At 54.8% G+C, this 15,807-nt stretch carries 13 protein-coding genes and 2 pseudogenes; 6 read left to right on the forward strand and 9 right to left on the reverse strand.

All coding sequences use genetic code 11. From position 1 onward, the window contains the following. Positions 1-147: 147 nt before the first annotated feature. Positions 148-1,305, forward strand: coding sequence for an efflux RND transporter periplasmic adaptor subunit (locus tag ACSQ3H_RS21425; protein WP_436118899.1), 1,158 nt, complete (start codon positions 148-150; stop codon positions 1,303-1,305). Position 1,306: 1 nt separating this feature from the next. Further along, positions 1,307-4,528: an efflux RND transporter permease subunit gene (locus ACSQ3H_RS21430; RefSeq protein ID WP_436118900.1), complete on the forward strand. Its 3,222-nt coding sequence runs from the start codon at positions 1,307-1,309 to the stop codon at positions 4,526-4,528. A gap of 210 nt (positions 4,529-4,738) precedes the next feature. Here ACSQ3H_RS21430 and ACSQ3H_RS21435 read toward each other — a convergent pair. The 3 genes and pseudogenes from ACSQ3H_RS21435 to ACSQ3H_RS21445 form a co-directional block, all read right to left on the reverse strand. Next, positions 4,739-5,236, reverse strand: a pseudogene (locus ACSQ3H_RS21435) (IS6 family transposase); the annotation flags it as partial. Between the two features lie 311 nt (positions 5,237-5,547). Next, positions 5,548-5,679 (reverse strand): hypothetical protein, encoded by a 132-nt coding sequence (locus ACSQ3H_RS21440; protein WP_436118901.1) that lies wholly within the window; start codon positions 5,677-5,679, stop codon positions 5,548-5,550. Positions 5,680-7,408: 1,729 nt separating this feature from the next. Beyond that, on the reverse strand, positions 7,409-8,056 hold the full coding sequence (locus ACSQ3H_RS21445) for a TetR/AcrR family transcriptional regulator (RefSeq protein ID WP_436118902.1): 648 nt from the start codon (positions 8,054-8,056) through the stop codon (positions 7,409-7,411). Positions 8,057-8,165: 109 nt separating this feature from the next. On the opposite strand from ACSQ3H_RS21445, the gene ACSQ3H_RS21450 reads away from it, so the two are divergent. Then, complete coding sequence (locus ACSQ3H_RS21450; RefSeq protein WP_436118903.1) at positions 8,166-8,615, forward strand: hypothetical protein; 450 nt, start codon at positions 8,166-8,168, stop codon at positions 8,613-8,615. Between the two features lie 651 nt (positions 8,616-9,266). On the opposite strand, the gene ACSQ3H_RS21455 is transcribed toward ACSQ3H_RS21450, so the two are convergent. Together ACSQ3H_RS21455 and ACSQ3H_RS21460 are read right to left on the reverse strand one after the other, a co-directional pair. After that, positions 9,267-9,503 (reverse strand): hypothetical protein, encoded by a 237-nt coding sequence (locus tag ACSQ3H_RS21455; protein ID WP_436118904.1) that lies wholly within the window; start codon positions 9,501-9,503, stop codon positions 9,267-9,269. A 71-nt stretch (positions 9,504-9,574) separates the two neighbouring features. After that, a complete protein-coding gene (locus ACSQ3H_RS21460) occupies positions 9,575-10,765 on the reverse strand; it encodes an NADH-quinone oxidoreductase subunit D (protein ID WP_436118905.1) in 1,191 nt (396 codons plus the stop codon). A gap of 207 nt (positions 10,766-10,972) precedes the next feature. Between ACSQ3H_RS21460 and ACSQ3H_RS21465 the strand changes: the two genes are divergently transcribed. Beyond that, positions 10,973-11,263: a DUF6522 family protein gene (locus ACSQ3H_RS21465; RefSeq protein WP_436118906.1), complete on the forward strand. Its 291-nt coding sequence runs from the start codon at positions 10,973-10,975 to the stop codon at positions 11,261-11,263. Positions 11,264-11,646: 383 nt separating this feature from the next. Here ACSQ3H_RS21465 and ACSQ3H_RS21470 read toward each other — a convergent pair whose 3' ends face one another. Both ACSQ3H_RS21470 and ACSQ3H_RS21475 read right to left on the reverse strand, forming a co-directional pair. Then, complete coding sequence (locus tag ACSQ3H_RS21470) at positions 11,647-11,889, reverse strand: DUF2188 domain-containing protein (RefSeq protein WP_436118907.1); 243 nt, start codon at positions 11,887-11,889, stop codon at positions 11,647-11,649. 83 nt (positions 11,890-11,972) lie between these two features. Then, entirely contained in the window at positions 11,973-12,242 is a 270-nt protein-coding gene (locus ACSQ3H_RS21475) for a hypothetical protein (RefSeq protein WP_436118908.1), read from the reverse strand. 324 nt (positions 12,243-12,566) lie between these two features. Between ACSQ3H_RS21475 and ACSQ3H_RS21480 the strand changes: the two genes are divergently transcribed. Beyond that, complete coding sequence (locus ACSQ3H_RS21480) at positions 12,567-12,869, forward strand: hypothetical protein (protein ID WP_436118909.1); 303 nt, start codon at positions 12,567-12,569, stop codon at positions 12,867-12,869. Positions 12,870-13,093: 224 nt separating this feature from the next. Here ACSQ3H_RS21480 and ACSQ3H_RS21485 read toward each other — a convergent pair whose 3' ends face one another. Then, positions 13,094-13,261: a hypothetical protein gene (locus tag ACSQ3H_RS21485; protein WP_436118910.1), complete on the reverse strand. Its 168-nt coding sequence runs from the start codon at positions 13,259-13,261 to the stop codon at positions 13,094-13,096. Positions 13,262-13,358: 97 nt separating this feature from the next. Between ACSQ3H_RS21485 and ACSQ3H_RS21490 the strand changes: the two genes are divergently transcribed. After that, on the forward strand, positions 13,359-13,790 hold the full coding sequence (locus tag ACSQ3H_RS21490) for a hypothetical protein (protein ID WP_436118911.1): 432 nt from the start codon (positions 13,359-13,361) through the stop codon (positions 13,788-13,790). Between the two features lie 1,273 nt (positions 13,791-15,063). On the opposite strand, the pseudogene ACSQ3H_RS21495 reads toward ACSQ3H_RS21490, so the two are convergent. Continuing rightward, positions 15,064-15,755 (reverse strand): annotated as a pseudogene (locus ACSQ3H_RS21495) (IS6 family transposase). Between the last annotated feature and the right edge of the window lie 52 nt (positions 15,756-15,807).

The following is a 15,807-nucleotide window of genomic DNA, read 5'->3' on the forward strand; positions in this document are numbered from 1 at the left end:
TGCCGCAGCATTGCGGAGCTTCAAAGGCGGCCAGGTAATGCTGCTGCAATTGTGGACGCCTATCAACGAGAGCATCCCATCGCGAAAATGCGATGCAACCACCAACTGGTGTTCATGTTCCAGCTCCACATCCGAGGAATAGCAGCTATGGCTTTTAAATGGACGATGAGATTGACCAAAGCAGGGATGTTTCTCGGAGGCTGTTATCTTGCCGTCGTGTATATCGATCCTGCACGCGGAACAGTCGATGCCAACGAACGTGTGAAGAACGTTGTGGAGGCAGCAGCGGCAAGCCAGGTCCATAAACCGTTCGAATTGACACCCTCGGAGATAGCTAAAATCCAACCCACTTCAATGATGGAACAGTTGCGCGTTAGTGGGGAGCTTGAGCCGACCAATCGTGCCGTCCTGCGTGCAAAGGATGGAGGTAAAATCATTGAGATCCGTGCAAGCGAGGGGCAGTCGGTCAAGGCGGGAGAGGTGGTGGTGCGCTTCGACACGGACGATCTCCAATCCATTCTTAAACAGCGTGAAGGGGATCGCGATGTTGCAAAGGCGCAGATGCACCTCGCCATGCAGTCACTCAACAGGATCGAACAACTTGTAGATAAGAACATCGCGCCTAAGGAGCAACTCGACAAGGCAAGAAGCGAGGTTGCCGCCTCAACCGCCCGGCTGCAGAGCCTTTCAGCCCAGACGGACATTGCGCGTACCGCATTGCATGACGCCGAAGTTCTGGCACCGTTCGACGGAACCGTCTCAACCCGCGCGGCTCATCAGGGTTCACGCGTCGGCGCAGACGCAGAACTTATGACCATCGTCGATGCAACCGTTCTGGAAGCAAAGGTCCTGGTCTCCACGCGTGATGTGCCGCGTGTTGCCGTCGGACAGACGGTAGAACTGCAGATCGATGGGATTGATGGGCAATCGGTCATTGGGCGTCTGGCTCGGATTGCTCCAGTCGCTGACGACGGCACGCGCTTTGTTCCAGTCTATGTCCAGCTCTCCAACCATGACGGCCGTCTGCGCGGCGGGATGTTCGCAAGTGGTTCGATTCTGGTCCGCCAAAATCAGGATGCGATCGTCATACCAGCGATCTCAATCCGCAAGGACGAGATGGGCGACTATGTCCTCAAGCTGGAAAACGGTCATCTCATTCGCCAGCCTGTGACAGTCGCGTCAACGTGGAATGGGGGAGACACCCTCGAGATTTCTGAAGGCTTAGCGGATGGCGATGCGATTGTGACTGTACCGCTGCACGAGCTCCAGCCGAATCTTGCCATCACGATCTCCAAGGCAGGTTGACATGTTTCTCACGCGCATTTCTGTCAATTTCCCTGTCTTCGCCACCATGATGATGGTGGTGTTGCTTGTGCTCGGTGCATTTTCTTACCAACGCCTTGGGCTCGACCAGTTTCCGAATGTCGACGTCCCGATTGTTGTGGTGACGACGACTTATCCTGACGCAACCCCCGAAACGGTCGAGATGGAGGTGACCAGACCGCTCGAGGAGGCGCTGAACACGATCAGCGGCCTTGATGAGATCACGTCCACCTCTTACGAGGGTCGATCCGTCGTAACCGCGCAGTTTAAACTCGAGGTTAAGGGCGCAGCCGCGGCGCAAGACGTTCGCGACAAGGTAGCAGCCATTGGAGCGGACCTTCCAAAAGAGGCTGACAAGCCCATAGTGTCGCGTTTCAACCCATCGGACGAACCGATACTTTCGGTCGCCATCACTTCAACATCGCTTGGGGTGCCGGAGCTCACAAAGATTGCCGACCAGCGCGTGGTACGCCAGCTCACGACAGTATCCGGGGTTGGACAGGCCACGCTGGTTGGCGGCCAGGAGCGGCAGGTTCACATCAATATCGATGAACTACGGCTGCGCGCGCTGGGCATCGGCGTCGACGAGCTCATCAACGTTTTGCGAACCACCAACCAGAACAGGCCTGCCGGAAGCGTGATCAGTGATTTCGCCGAGCGCACCATTCAGGTGCAGGGTCGAATTGCAGAGCCTGAGGACTTTCTGGACATAATCGTCGCCCGACGCGGCGACGGACCGGTCTATCTGCGCGATGTTGCCACCGTGAAGGACGGCTCAGCGGATCCTGAAAGCCGGGCCATCTACAATGGCGAAACAGCGCTCGCGATCGACATCGTCAAAGTTCAGGGTGAGAATACCGTGCAGGTGGTGACGGACGTGCGGAAGAAGCTCGTTCAACTGAACGCCGACCTTCGCGCCGAAAACGTGCAGCTTGAAATCATCACGGATGCCTCAACACCCATATGGGAATCGCTCAGTCAGGTGCAGTCGACACTGATCGAAGGAGCGGCGCTGGCCGTCGCCATCGTTTTCCTTTTCCTTAATTCATGGCGAAGCACGGTGATCACCGGGCTGACGCTGCCGATCGCCATGATTGGTACACTCGCTGTCATCAACGCCCTGGGCTTTACACTCAATACACTCAGCCTGATTGCCTTGACGCTCTCCATCGGCATCCTGGTGGATGATGCGATCGTGGTCCGCGAGAACATCACGCGCCATCTTCGCATGGGCAAGACGCATCTTAAGGCGGCTCTCGACGGCACTAATGAAATAGGACTGGCCGTGATGGCGACGACCGCCACCATCGTGGCGGTCTTCCTGCCTGTCGCGTTCATGGAAGGCCTTGTCGGCCGTTTCTTCTACGAGTTCGGCGTGACAGTTTCTGCCGCTGTGCTGATCTCGCTCTTCGTCGCCTTTACCCTCGACCCGATGCTCTCCAGCGTGTGGTACGACCCTGATGCTGAGCCCGATGCAAAGCGCGGACCGATCGGACGACTTATTGCGCGCTTTGATCATGGTTTCGAAAAGCTCGCCGACCGCTATCGCCAGATCATCCGCTGGACGCTGCGCTATCGCTTGATCACCCTGATGCTGACCGTCGGCGTCTTCGTCGGTAGCATCTTTATGGTTCCCCTGATGGGCACTGAGTTTATCCCCATTGCGGATGAAGGACGGTTCCATGTCAATGTGACGACGCCAGTCGGCTCCTCGCTGGAATACACTACCGCCAAAGTTCATCAGGTCGAGAACGCACTACGCGAGTTTCCGGAAGTTGCTTCGATCTATTCGGCCATCAATACTGGTAACACCGTGGGCAAACATAAAGCTGCTGTTCTCGTCAGGCTTGTGCCTCAGGAGCACCGCAAACGAACGCCGGTCATGCTGGCGGATCCGATCCGGAAGCGCCTTTCTGTCATACCGGGCATCGAGATCGCTATCGTCCAGGAAGGCTTCGGGGGCGGCGACAGTCCAATTCAACTGAGCGTGCTGGGCGACGATCGAGCGGGGATGGACAGGATTGCAGCGGATCTGGTCTCCGGTATGCGCCGGATTCCAGGGATGGTCGACGTCATCTCAAGTGCCTCAGAGGCGAAGTCCATCCTTTCAGTACGACTCAAGCGTGAGCAGGCTAGTGATCTGGGCATTGGTGCGTCTGAATTGGCCGGGATGCTCTCTCCGCTGGTTGGCGGCGAAGCGATCTCCAACTGGACCGACATGCTCGGAGAGACCTACGATGTTGTCGTCCGGCTTCCACCCGACCAGCGCGCCAACGCTGGGGTCATTGGCGAGTTGATGATGACCGTGCCGAATGCTGATGCGAGCGGCAGCCCGCGCATGGTCAGGCTGGATCAGGTCGCGGACATCGCTGTTGTCCCGGCTGTCTCCGAAATCCATCGCCTGGACATGTCCCGGGAAGTTCTGGTCTCGGCCGATGTCTCGGGCCGCGCCGTGGGGGACGTCACGGCCGAACTGGAGGCGGTGATTGCAGAGCAACATCTGCCAGCGGGCTACCGTATAAAGTTCGGAGGGGATTCTGAAGACATGCAGGAAACGGCCGGCAACATGTTCAAGGCGCTGACAATGGCAGTAATCTTCATCTATGTCGTGCTGGCGTCACAGTTCGGGAGCTTCACCCAGCCGATCGCGATCATGGCTGCGCTTCCGTTGTCACTGGTGGGCGTATTGATCGGTCTGCTGGTCGCCGGAAGCACCATCAACATGTTCTCGATGATCGGCTTTATCATGCTCATGGGCCTTGTCACCAAGAACGGCATCTTGTTGGTCGACTTCGCCAACCGGGAGCGTCAACGAGGTGTTTCCCTGGACGAGGCATTGGTTAATGCGGGTGCCGTGCGGTTCCGCCCGATCATCATGACAACGCTCGCGATGATCTTCGGCATGATTCCGCTCGCCATGGCGGCTGCTGGCGGGGGCGCGCAACGAGCGCCGATGGCGCATGCCGTCATCGGCGGACTCATCAGTTCGACGATCCTGACCCTGATCGTGGTGCCTGTCACCTTGTCGTACATCGATAGTCTGACGCGCTGGCTTTCTCGAACGATGCAGACGCCACGTTCGGACGAAAATCCATCCCGATCCCTCGGCATAGGGGCGAACATGCCCAAAGGAGATATTGATCTCAGATTTGATGTTGAAGATCGAGGCGCCGTTCGGCGAACAGCCAATAGAGCAGCTCAATGATCTACCTCAAATCTATTTGTCGTATCCTGGCCAGGTATCTCCTAACAGCCATCATACTAGGCACGCTTTGGGGAGGACCGTTCGTTACCCTGTTTGTCATAGAGTTTCGATGAAGCATCGGTGCGACGGACGTTTTCAATCTCAAGCGGCTGTCGCTAGCCATTTAATTAGGGTTCTTACTCAAAGTGTGTGGTGCTTGGCTTGATCGATCGCCCGATTGTTAAGGCCCTTATGCGATCGATGTTCGACATCCGGCATGACCTGGCGCTTTGCTGCTCCATAGGACCGCAGCTTGTCAGTGATCATCCGCTTAAGCGCCATGCCCTGTTTCTTCAGCAGCCGTGTGAGCAAGCGCTTCGCGGCCTTGGTGTTGCGGCGGTTCTGGACGATCTCGTCAAGCACATAACCATCCTGATCAACGGCACGCCATAGCCAGTACTTTCTGCCATTGAGGCTGACGACCATCTCGTCGAGATGCCAGATGTCAGCAGGCCCCGGTTGCTTGCGGCGAAGACGACGTGCGTAGTCCGGACCGAACTTCTTCCCCCAGCGTCGGATGGTTTCGTAGGAAACGACAATGCCACGCTCCAGCAACATTTCCTCGACCAGACGCAAGCTCAAGGGAAACCGGAAATAGAGCCAAACCGCATGCGCAATGACCTGTGGCGGAAAGCGATGGTTCTTATAGCTGATGCGAGCTTGCTTCATACCTCCACTTCTACCCTGCAAACCTTAAGCCAGGATAAGGTGACAACGCCCTAAAAAGCCCAGCCGACGAAGTGCACCACCAGGAAGATAATCAAAGCGACGAGAAAGAACGCGAGGACAACGCCAAAAGCTCGTTCCATCTTCGTTCCATGAATCTCCCGCCACACGTCAGCGCGCAAAAGGTGAGGCCCGACGCACGCACAAAGCAGGAATGCGCAACGCCGAGCCTCGTGCCGGTACCAGCGTCTGTATTTTGCAGCAGTTCCCTACGAGCATCAATCAATCGCGGGTTGCAATAATTCGTTTTGGGGTCAAACAGAAGCCGCCAAATAACTGAGCAGCGCTGCCAATGCTACGCCAGTGAGAAATATTCCCGCATACGGCCCGAAGGAATTGTACACCGCCCACGCTTCTTCTTCGTCTTCGTCAAAATCATCTGTCATAGCTCGCTCACCTCACAGATGAAGAGGTTTGGCTAATTGAGAAACTGACCAAACCTCTGAGTGCGGCTATGGATTTGATGGGCTAAGAATGGAGGCCATAGCCAGTGGGGCCCAGATTGCACACGGTTTTTTCCCATGGACGATACTGAGCCCCTTATCGGGATGACTGTTGAACTCGCTCAACGCTTTCCCGACATTGGTAAAACTCATTTCAGCAACAATGGTTCCAAACAATGCTTTGTGGGCCCACGCTCTTCGAGCGGCTACGAACTATGAAGGTGAAAGAACGTTCCGCTGCCAGCCCAGCGCAAATGTGGTCGCCTTGGTACTTGTCAGAAAATCGTGTGGGAATTTTTGGCTCCGCAGCAATCTCCGGCGCCTCATCTTAAAATAGATGTCGAGCTTTTTGTCACCTACTGGCATTGGCATCCTCTAAAGGGCAGTGAGGCTCGGCCTTTAGGTGTGCCACACACACGACCGAGCATCACCTGCCGGGATCAGTCCCGACGGTCAATTGTCTGCCCGCGGACAATACGAGTCAAATGGATTTGTGGTAGGACCGCGAGCGAGCAACTGGCAGCAAACATGCTGCGTCGGATCGCTGATGGCTTAGCTAAACACCCAGAACGCGCCGAAAATCATCAACAACGCTGGTGAAATAGATCAACTAGGCCTAATGGCATAGCGCCATAACAAAGCCCGATCCACCTGCCCCGGCGTAGTTTTATAGACCAGAACGACCGGGCCTGGCATGTGGCCAAGGGACCGGCAAGATTGACCGCCGTAATTTCACGGCAAATCAGCAGACTTTTCACAACTAAAACAACGGATGCATCCTGACTGTTAAAGCATCGAACAATTCTTGAACCGCCTCACCTATGCGAATCGACTAACAAAAGATGCCCGATTACCCACACCAAATCAGGCATGACGAGTCCCGGCGCCCCCAAGGAAACCTTCCCTGCCGGGACTCGTTTTCCAGATCAAGAGCGTAGTGATGCATGACGGCGACAAACCACGCGGTTCAAGGATTCCCGTCTGGATTTCTCTTCTTGCTGTGTCGATCGTCTTGGGTATTGCATCGGTAATCAAGGCATTCTGCGCGCAACCGCCCGTCTGATTAACCCTTGCCCGTTATCGGGTGGTTCCCACTTCTCTTTTCAACCTGAATTCTGCGAAGGTGAGATTTCCGCAAGTGCCATTTCACGCACGTGGTTCACTGCGCCGTTCGAAAGCCACAGCGGATCGCCAATGCATTCTATCTTGCCGTTGGTGACGATTAGCCTTCTCCCAGTTTTCGTGGGTTTTGCGCGGCCGGAAGACGAAGTTCAATTGAACGCGGAACATAGCGAATTTCGATGGGTCACTTTTGATGAGGCTCTTCGGATGGTCCCATTCGCGGGACAGAGAAACGTTCTGGCGCATGTCCGAAGAGAGTTCATCGACCGAGAGCCAAGCTCTTGGTTGCTGATTAGGGGCCAAGGATAATTGTCCCATCGTTTTGGTTTCAACGGCGGCGTTCATCCCAACTGGGCCTACCGTCGTCGCGGAAATTCCTAGAGACTGTGTGCAAAGTGATCTTTCAAGCTATGCCGCCAGCGGTGCCACATAGCTCTGAAGATTTCACGCCACTTATCGATGAAGGTCACAGCGACTGATTTATGCTGTCAGACGAAATTCAGAAATAGTGCAACAATTCGCGACCGAACCAAACAGGTTGTTAGCGCGATCAAATTTTTCTCATTTGAGAAATAAACGTGCTCAAGGCGTGCTGCACCGCATTCTTGGGAGGCTCGGACCCGTGCCATTCGGGAAAGTGGCCATCGACCGCCATCCGCGCCAGCCCGTAAACAAGCGCTCTGGCCCCGAGCACCAGATGATCGAAGTCCAAACCTTGGCGAAGCTGACCCCGATCACGGGCTTGGGCGAGAAGATCGATCATGAGTGTCCGTATCTGTTCATTGTCCCGACGCAGGCTTTCTGAGCCGTCGAAATCAATGAGCGAACGCGAGCTGATGATCTCGAAATGGGTGGTATTGGATAACGCCCATCGCAGATAGCCTCGGCCAATTGCTTCGAAGGCCGCAAGCGGGTCTTGTTCGGCAGTCTCGGCCACTGCTTCAGCCACCGCCTCTTTCAACCGGGTCATTGCCTGTTCGGCAACTGCCGTCATCAATGCTGTCTTAGTTCTGAAATGCCGGAACGGGGCACCGGGCGAAACGCCCGCGCGCTTTGCCGCTTCCCGAACGGACACATGCTCGATGCCGCGTTCTTCTATGATGGCGACAGTGGCGGAAACCAACGCCTCCACTAGGTTGCCGTGGTGATACCGCTTGGGTTCGTGGGAGTCGTGGCCGCGTGGGTGAGCATCTGTCATGTCCTAACCTCTATCATATAGAACAAATGTAATCACCAGTTACTTCGGGGTTGACGATGACATCGCCGCAATGTAAGCAGTGATTACTTAATTTTTCATGGAGATTTTGATGCCTCGGTCCGCTCTAAAATATGGTCTCACGTTGTTTTTGCTCGCAACGGCAATACCCGCTGTTGCGCAAGATAAACCGACTCTCGAAATCGTTTGGCCCAAAGTAAATTCGGTGATCGTGCTTGGTGACGACACGGAAAAATCGATCGGTGTCGTCGTCAGAAGCAATTTCAAAATCCTTGCGGCAGGACAATGTGGCGACGACAAGCAATGCGGTCACATCCACATGAAAATGGACCCTGACGGCGACACCTGCAACATCCCCGGTCGGCCCTACAACAGCATGAACAGTGATTTCGGCGGCGATCTAATCAAAGCTCGGTTCGGCCATTGCCCATCACCCGTCGGCACCCATGTTATCGGCATCCTCCTGGCCAATGATCATCACCAACCGATCCTTGTGGATGGAAAGCCTGTCACTGCGCTCGCTACGATAGCAACAAAATAGCCAGCTTTCCGCGAGCATCGGACAAGGGTTGCAAAACCCTAGCAATTTCGCGAAATCGGTCCATCTTCCGCAGCAGCTGCAATTATAGTTGTTATTCGGCGTGGGGTCTGAACCCCATTAAACACTAAACAATAGCCCCCACCATTAATAATTGATTAAATTAAGGAATTAGCCGCGTGATTGGGTCGTAATTGGATGCGTATACCGGGGTCGAACTGCCGAATGACACGGAAATGCCGGTTACACGGCACCAGGTCCCTGTCCGCGTTGGGGCGGGGCAAAATTCTTCCATGACAGGAAAAAAAAGGGACATCGCCGGCGTCCATTTGTAGTCCCGAATCCGATTTCTGAAGCGCCGAGCGTGGACACGTTGCTCGGCAATATCATGGATATCATCTACCTGCGCGGCCTAGTCTAAGAAATAATTGCAAGTGCGATCGACATCCGACTGGGCGGATACCGCTTCTCGGCAGGCTGCGCGAGCGCAACGAGTAGAGCGCAGCCGCGAAGCGGCTTGCCCAATTTACTCCGCGCTATTCGCACCTTAAACAGGTCGAAAGCTGGGAATAAACGATCGGTTGAAAATGCGGATTTTTGGCCGTCATCTCGTCCCCCATCTGAGCGTTCAGATCTTGGAAGGTAACGCGTCACTCAGGGCACGCGATCGGTCAGTCCGGTCAGCCCTTCCTCCGCGGCGCAATGTGCACAGCAATAAATGATCTCGTCCTGTTCGACGCCATGTCCAATGATCCGGCATTCGCAATGTGGACATGTGGGGGCAAGTTTCTGGATCGCACATTCGAAGCTGTCGAACGTGTAGGTTTCGTCGGCAACCCTCACTTCGAAAGTCTTATCATAGTCATTCCCGCATTGATCGCATCTGGCCATCGCTTTTTCCTTCCATCGGCTTCAGGTTGATCAACCTGTTGCGCGGCGATTGGTTCCGGATAAAAGCGCCATCATCGGTCTATCTCCCCAAACACGATGTCGAGCGTGCCGATGATCGCCGAGACATCGCCCAGCATGTGGCCGCGGCTCAGAAAGTCCATTGCCTGCAGATGGGCGAATGAGGGAGCGCGTATCTTGCATCGGTAGGGGCGGTTAGAACCATCGGAAACGAGGTAGACACCGAATTCACCCTTTGGCGCTTCGACGGCGGCATAGACTTCACCGGCAGGGACGCGATAGCCCTCGCTGTAGAGCTTGAAATGCTGGATGATGGCCTCCATCGAGCGTTTCATGTCGCGTCGCAACGGCGGCACGATCTTGTGATCCTGGGCCGCGACCGGCCCCTGCCCTGCGGGCAGCCGCAGCTGCTCCAGGCACTGCTGCATGATGCGAACCGATTGGCGCATTTCTTCCATGCGAACGAGATAGCGGTCATAGCAGTCTCCGTTCTTGCCAACGGGAATATCGAAATCGAGCTCGGCATAGCATTCGTAGGGCTGCGCCTTGCGCAAGTCCCAGACCGCACCCGAGCCGCGCACCATGACGCCCGAAAATCCCCATCCCCATGCGTCATCGAGCTTGATCTCGGCAATGCCGACATTACGCTGCTTGAAAATGCGGTTTTCGGTCAACAGCCCTTCGAGATCGTTGCATACCTTCAGAAATGGATCGCAAAACGCCCAGATATCGTCGAGGAGCTCAGGGGGCAGGTCCTGATGCACGCCGCCCACCCGGAAATAATTGGCATGCATGCGGGCCCCTGACGCACGCTCATAGAACACCATCAACTTTTCACGTTCCTCGAAACCCCATAGGGGTGGGGTAAGGGCGCCTACATCCATGGCCTGGGTGGTGACATTGAGGAGATGCGAGAGCAGCCGCCCAATCTCGCTAAAGAGCACGCGGATAAGCTGGCCGCGCCGGGGAACCGCCAAATCGAGCAGCTTTTCTATCGCCAGGCAAAAGGCATGCTCCTGATTCATTGGTGCGACATAATCGAGCCGATCAAAATAGGGAAGCGCCTGCAGGTATGTCTTGTGCTCGATCAGCTTTTCGGTGCCACGATGAAGCAGTCCTATATGGGGGTCGACTCGCTTGACCACCTCGCCATCGAGCTCAAGCACCAGACGCAACACACCATGCGCCGCCGGATGCTGCGGGCCAAAATTAATGGTGAAATTGCGGACAGTTGCTTCAACCATGGTGGCCTCACGTCAGCTGAACAATGGGCCTCGGGAACAAAACATCGATACTCCAAGAGAAACCTCTATTTTGAGGCGTGAGCATGACGCTCTAAAGATCGTCCGCGATTGTGATCAGTATTTGCCAGCGGAGCCTCGAATGCCCGCCCTGCAGAAAATTGTGGTAGAACAAGCATCCTTGAAACAAGGCTGCAGCAGTAACTGAAAATGGCGACAATTGAATTTGAAGACAGCGAAGTCCATGTAGGTGCGGCGCTCATAGGCAAGGGACTTGGTATTGACCCTTCGACCGTCCAGCCTCTCATTCGTGACGGCAAGATAACCAGCAGGCATGAGCGTGGAGAGGGCGCAGATGCTGGGCGCTCACGGCTGACATTCTTTCTGGGAAACCGACGCTTCCAGCTCATCCACGACGAGACCGGACGGATCATCCAGCGGTCCGCCGTCGATTTCGGCGACCGCGTTCTTCCCGAAGCCCTTCGGAGGCCAGGCGGATGAGCGAGAGCAAAGGATTCCCTTCACATTCCAGAGACCTTGTGAAACGCCCGGGGCGTGCCCACGGAAATTGGGAAGTCAAATTGCCACACAGACGACGCATCGCTGAGGCTTTATTCTGCTCAGGCTGACTGATCCATGCCCCAAAGCTCGCAGTCAGCTTCCTTGGGAGGAAGATAGCAGCAATCCCCCACAGCGCGTCTTCTCCCGCCTTTTTGGAGATCAGCCCCAAATGGACGCAATCATCGTGTTCGTCATCCTCGCCGTGATCGTGACCTATCTGGTGTTGCGGCTGGTGTAACAACTGGCACTGGTGCGTCGTCTGGTCTGCGGGACGCCAGATGCGCCACGACCTACTACGATGCGGCTGAGGGTGTCATAAGTACCTATCCTTTCGAACTGCGCGGGTCAGCGGATCGTGGATAGGTGCGTTCCTCTTGATAGACACCATCTTTCCTTTGGATTTTTACGGAACCGCCATCTTTACCTAGAGCGCCTTCCAGAACCCCGCGTTTTAGTGCATCAGCCTTTGTATCGAAGCGCCGTAGCGCCCTGTCCTTTCCATCCTCCTTTAGCGCCCAGTTACCCTTCTTTTCATCATGCGAGAGTGTGAGCTTTTTCAGTAGCATCTAACTTCCTCCGGTCGATTAATATACCAAAACAGGCCATGCAAAGAAAACCGCCGGCAAGGCGGGCTAGGAGAAACTCTAGTTTACGGCGGGGAGAACCCCACCCGCCGCCACAAAAGCTCCTTATGGGCCTCCGTTGCTGGGTAGAGGTAAAGTCTCTGGTACGGGCTCCAGTACCGCGCGTTGGTCAGGGTGTCGGCCAGCAGGACGCCACCTCTAGCGGTAATCGCCAACACGACGCAGAGCGGCCCCATGTCCTGATCCGAGCCATGCGCCTTGCCAGCTTTTTGATATACAATATCGCCTAGCTTCAATGTCTTCATCTGCATGTAGTTCATTCCGAGAACTCCCATTTTTTGGGTGTCCTCTCTCCTGCTTCACCGCCCCCGCCCTATCGCTGTTCCATTGTCCCAACCCCTATAAATAGGGGGCTTTGGGACACTTGTGGAGACATGCCGCGGCTAAGGCGTTTTTGGGGCCAAGGGTGTCCCAGACGGTTATGTTGCAAACCTTTGCACTGATCATAATTTTCGGCGCGTAGCTTTCGGCATGTGTTAACGTTGGCCGGTCAACGTGCAACTCTTCGTTGCGTCCATCGACATCTTCCGCCCTCGACCAGCGCGAGCCCTGTGACCAAATCTTTTCACGGTGCCAGTCATTGATCGCTGCAAAGTCGCATGCAGCATCCCTTGCGAGTCATGCTTGCGTTGCACGACAACAATGAAAGAATAGTTGGTGTTCTGCATGACATCGTCGAGAAGACAGGATGGAGCCTGGATAATCTACGGTCCGAAGGATTCCCCGATCCCATTATCGCAGCGATTGATTCAATGAGCCGCAGGCACGGCGAAGAATATTCGAGTTCGTCCAGCGCACGCGCAAAAATGATCTGGGACGGCGCGTTAAGATCGCTGATCTGCGGGACAAAATCGAAAAAATCAAATCCCGGCGTGGAGATCCCGAAATACAGGAAAAGCTAGGCGGTAGCTAATGGCGAGGGCGGGCCCGTATAACGATCCCGCAGGCACGAATAGCTGGTCTGGAAGCCGACAAGATATGTCATGATCAGAGCGAAACCATCGAGTTCTTAAGACATGCCAAAAGCTACGGCTTGGCGTTCCGTCGGGCCTTTCAGCGATCGCCTCCCCGCCCCTGACCTTGCGATTTTCACGTAGCGCGGCCTTGACCAAGCATACGAAATGACTCAGCCCATCGGCAGAAACGCGGCCCGGCGGTCAACGTTCCCCTGGATCTCGGCGAATTGCGATGGAATGCAGCAGGTTCGGGATGTCCACGCCACGCCGCTATTGATGCCTGATGCGAAATCATGAGCGGCAACGCCGCTCTTTGAGCGGCGTATGGATTGTGTCACCTGTTTTGTCCTCCGAATTATTTCATCGTCCACCGCGCGAAGCCGGAACATTTTTCATCACAGTTGGTTGATGTCGCATCATCGACAGGAGGCTAAAATGAAACACCATGCACTCGAGCAATTGCAAGTCATCGCCGAGGTCGGTCAGGACTACCCGCGCCACGTCATGTCGCGCAGCAAACGACTTGAACGCTGGGCTGAACTCCTTGAACAGAACCCAATCCGGCGTCTCGCGACGCTGCACCAGACCGAGTATCATTCGGCAAAAGCGCGCGGGGTCATGCGGGCCGACAGCTCACCAATCTCGGTTGCTTTCGAGGATACCCTCCTTCGCGCAGCCGGTTTGGAAAATGACAGTTACGGCGAAGCAAGGCGGTTCTTCCAACTGACTGACAATCAGTTACACAAAGTTATCTGTTATTGCCATTTCGGCGCGACCGTGAGCGCCGCGACAGCCGCCCATTATCTCCGCAAACTTATCGCGAGACAGCGCATGTTCGCTCGGTTACGCAGTATGTTGGTTGGATAAAGTCAACGACGGCTCGCACAATTGCGTTGAATGATCTGAGTGTAACCATGAACGTAAGAAATCTCGCCACGTCATCGACTGAAGGCGCGAGCAGACCCGCCTATTTGCACGCGGTGATACGCTCGAGCCCTACGCCGTATTGAAAGCGCTTTACTTGCAACGTCAACCGCGTTTCAGTCTTGCAAGTTGTTTGGAAGGAGCGCCGGAGACGATCAAAGGCAATTGGTGCGAAACGCTAGCGGACGGCGATAGCCTGCCGAAACTACGCTATTGCCGCCGATTTCCCTCTACTCCCACTCTATTACTTTTTTTGCCCTAAGCTTTTGTTTTTATTATCGAAAATTTATTTTTCCACTTCATACGCCGCTAACGGGACCGTTAAAAAGTTAGCCTGTTGATTTTACAGGGTTTTTCGGCGCAGCTGCAGCTGTAAAAATTCTGTGGACTATCGACATCTATCGGGCTTTTTTCGCAAGCAGCGAACATCGAAGTCGGATTCAGCATTTCCATATAGTACCGTCAAAGCTGACTGAATCAATGCGACCATCCTGGTTCTTGATGGATAGATGTTGGCGAAGCGTCTCCAGCCTTGAGTCTTTCCGCACGGCATCTATGAATTCTATATTGCCGTCGCCATCCTCGTTGCCGGTACAATCCTCTCCGTGCTCGCGGCACGCCATTTTCCGGGCGCCAAACACCCACTGCTTGATCTGTCGATTTTCAAAGTGCCCACATTCGCCGTCGCCACGGCCGCATCCGGAACGGCAGGGCGCGTCTCTATAAGCTCGGCCCCATTCCTGCTCTTCCCCTGCTATTCTGCTCCAGCAGATGTCGATGCTGCTCTAGATTTGGGGGGTGTACTGCCATCCAAGGTTGTCGTCCACACATGGCCTAAATTTTTAGACATGTTGTATCCAGCAGCCGCCCTGTGTAGCCACTATGGCACCAAGAAAAGTACCTTTGAGAATTCTTACAATAGCCTAATTTGATTGGTGCATGTATTCAACATTATAAGTGGACGTTGATACTATGCATGATTTTTGGTGAATGCCTAAGGAGAAGTATGTTGAATTACTGTGACTGACTATAATGAATATAGCGATTGACTCGTTCGACGCGCAAAATTTGAATGTCAGTCGTTAGCAGGAGTAGGAAGTTCACAGTGCCAAAGGCGCATCCACCTATCCAGACCCATCTCAATTGGAATCTGCTCCGAACGTGGCGTTGTCACCTTGTTTGCAGGACAGGCGCAATAAGGCACGTGCTGACTGTTTCAGACAATCTGGCCGCTGACGGCTTTCCACTGAGCCATGGCTTGCAGTCTGTGATTGCGGATTTGGGTAGCAGATTGTTTTGTGTGATCTGGAACGAAGAGATTGCGGACAGCAGAGAACAGCGAAACGAAATGTTGCAAGCTGCCTACGGATCGAAATCCCTGTCGCATTCGTTCCCGCTTTCGAAACGGTACATGGGAGTTCTCAGCGCGATTGTTCAAACCTTTGTGAGAGCGATGCTCGACGTCTGGAATGACCTGACGCCTTGCTGCGCCATAGGAGCGCAACTTGTCGGTGATTATCCGCTTCGGCGCCATGCCCTGCTTCTTCATCAGACGTGTCAGTAATCGTTTGGCAGCCTTGGTATTCCTGCGGTTCTGGACAATCTCGTCGAGCACAAAGCCGTCCTGGTCAACCGCCCGCCACAGCCAGCATCGCTTGCCATTAATGCGCACCGCGACTTCATCAAGGTGCCAGACATCATTGGTGGAAGGTGGCTTTCGGCGAATGCGCCGGGCATGGCCGGGGCCATGTTTTCTGCCCCATCGGCGAATGGTCTCATAGGAGACAGCGATCCCGCGTTCCAGCAGCATTTCTTCAACGTGGCGCAGGCTGAGCGGAAACCGGTAATAGAGCCAGACCGCACGGGCGATAATCTCTGGCGGCAAACGGTGGTTCTTGTAATTGGCAATGGGCTGGCGCATGCCCATGATCGATATCGATTATTCGTTAAGCCAAAAACA

The organism is Phyllobacterium sp. LjRoot231 (genome assembly GCF_964253365.1).
Lineage (GTDB): Bacteria > Pseudomonadota > Alphaproteobacteria > Rhizobiales > Rhizobiaceae > Phyllobacterium.